Here is a 337-nt window from a genome sequence, read left to right as displayed (position 1 = left end):
GGTTGCCTTCCCAGACCGGGCCGATCGTGTTGATCGCCACGCGGCGCTCGCTATCGGTCTTGCCGACGAAGGGCAGAAGGGCCCCCACGCCCATATCGAAGCCGTCGGTGAGCGCGAAGCCGATCAGCAGGACGCCCAGCAGCAGCCACCAGATGACGCGCAGAACGTCGAGGGGGATGAGTTCATAGAGGATCATTGGTTCTTACTCCGCAGGCATGGTGACAGGGGCGTTGCCGTCGCGACCGGACAGGCGGTCGTCATGGCGCTGCAGCCACTCTTGAGTGACCTCGACATCCTGATACGGGCCTTTTTTGATGTATTTGATCATCAGGCCCAT

1 protein-coding gene is annotated in these 337 nt (G+C 61.4%); it reads right to left on the bottom strand.

The window, feature by feature from the left end; all coding sequences use genetic code 11:
• The coding region (locus B3D39_RS05455) for a cytochrome d ubiquinol oxidase subunit II (RefSeq protein WP_286789445.1) at positions 1-196 on the bottom strand (196 nt) is incomplete at its 3' end.
• Between the last annotated feature and the right edge of the window lie 141 nt (positions 197-337).

Source organism: Thioclava sp. UBA3469, from assembly GCF_002378135.1.
GTDB lineage: Bacteria > Pseudomonadota > Alphaproteobacteria > Rhodobacterales > Rhodobacteraceae > Thioclava > Thioclava sediminum.
Note: the sequence above shows the minus strand (reverse complement) of the source record. Positions and strands in the feature narration are given on the sequence as shown.